The 1539-nt window shown below is 48.5% G+C and carries 2 protein-coding genes; one reads left to right on the top strand and one right to left on the bottom strand.

Annotation, left to right across the window (positions count from 1 at the left end):
- Nucleotides 1-63: 63 nt before the first annotated feature.
- Nucleotides 64-831, bottom strand: coding sequence for a DUF6273 domain-containing protein (locus tag F557_RS0108750; protein ID WP_019001856.1), 768 nt, complete (start codon nt 829-831; stop codon nt 64-66).
- 169 nt (nt 832-1000) lie between these two features.
- On the opposite strand from F557_RS0108750, the gene F557_RS22700 reads away from it, so the two are divergent.
- Nucleotides 1001-1539 (top strand): hypothetical protein (locus F557_RS22700; RefSeq protein WP_211209523.1); only part of this gene is annotated, 539 nt, incomplete at its 3' end.

Here is a 1539-nt window from a genome sequence, read left to right as displayed (position 1 = left end):
GCTGTCTGATGAAAGAAGAAATACTATTCTTGAGCAGGCAATGCCATGGAAATTTAAGAAGGCCTAAAGTGCTGACTTTAGACCTAATACAAAATATTTTTCAGCCTCGTCAATGCTCAGAAAGAACACCCGATCCTCGGTTATCCCGCACCCGCCCCAGGCGGTGTCGTACTCCCGATTCTTCCCGGTTACCAGCCGTGTTTTTATAATATGCCGCCGCTCCTCCTCCGAAAACGCCTCCTCCAGAAACTCGCCATTAAGCCACTTCCGGATATCATGATTTTCCCAGCTTATCCCCGGTCCGGCCTCCGCAGTGCTGTGGTGGCAGGGACGAAAATCCAGAGCCTGCCGGCTGATGATAAGAGCCGCCTCAAAGGTACGATCCAGCACCAGCCATTCCACCGGAGTTTTCGGAGAGTCCGGCTCCTTATTCTGCTGCCGGAAGCTTCCGAACTCCAGATACGTCCCCGGTTCACCGGCCTGCACCAGGCACCGGGGATAGGAAATGCCGTCAATAAGTATGGTGCCGGGCTTTCTGTCAGGGATCGCTGCATATTCAAAAGCCCTGCCGATAATCCCGGACAGGGCCGGACGCTCCTTCAGACTTTCCAGAGCGTTCCTGTGCACCTGCACAAAATATCCAAGGTTTAGCGGAGTGTCCCGGTTTTCGGAAAGAAGATCTCCGAGAAACCCGGCAAATTCCTCTTCATTCCTGAAAAGATGCTCCCCCAGCTGAATCAGAGACTTAACCATCCCGTCAAGCTCCTCATAGACATCCGCATGCCAGACATTGACAGCAACATCCTTGAGAGCCAGCTGATAATTATTCATAAGAGACCGGAGCTCGTAGCATTTTCCAGCCTCATAAAGCCTTCTGATATGACTGCGGAGTATTAGGTCTTAAACCCCCATTTCAAGGCTTCAGGGATTCTTGACAAAAGTGCTGGTGAATCCGTACTATACCGCACACAAAAATCGTGGCATGCTGAAGGGAATTGCAATGGAAGTAAAGATTACAAATAGCGCACTTCCAATCAATCAGCACGATACCGATTCTGCCAAATCGGATCCTCTTTACGCACTGATCGAAAAATTTACATTAACCATTCAAGAGCAGAATACAGTCATTCAGGGGCTGAAGACAACTATTCAAGAGTTGAGATCCGATACTCAAGAGCAGAAAGTAGCCTTTCAAAATCAAACCCAAAAAGTAGAAGAACTGGAAAACAGGATCAGCGAGCTCATGGATTCACTTGAGAAGAAAGAATCCGAACTTTCAGAAAGCAAAGAACTCGTTAAGACCCTGAAAACGCTCCTGTCTTCCAAAGAGGTTGATCTTGACGCGTTAAGAAGACTCCTGTTTCAAGGCGGTAGGGAACAGAAGAAGGATAAGAAAGAAGTCGCATCTCAGAATGCTGAAGAAAAGCAAACACAGCATCACGTAAACAGCCCGCGCAGAAACAGACAGAGCAATTCAGCAAAGTCCGACTGCTGCGATGGCGAGAAAGAAAGGTTCTTTGATTTCAACGGCAACGCCCT

This window comes from Succinimonas amylolytica DSM 2873, from assembly GCF_000378405.1.
GTDB lineage: Bacteria > Pseudomonadota > Gammaproteobacteria > Enterobacterales > Succinivibrionaceae > Succinimonas > Succinimonas amylolytica.
The sequence above is the reverse complement of the archived record's forward strand: the minus strand, read 5'-3'. Positions and strand labels throughout refer to the sequence as shown.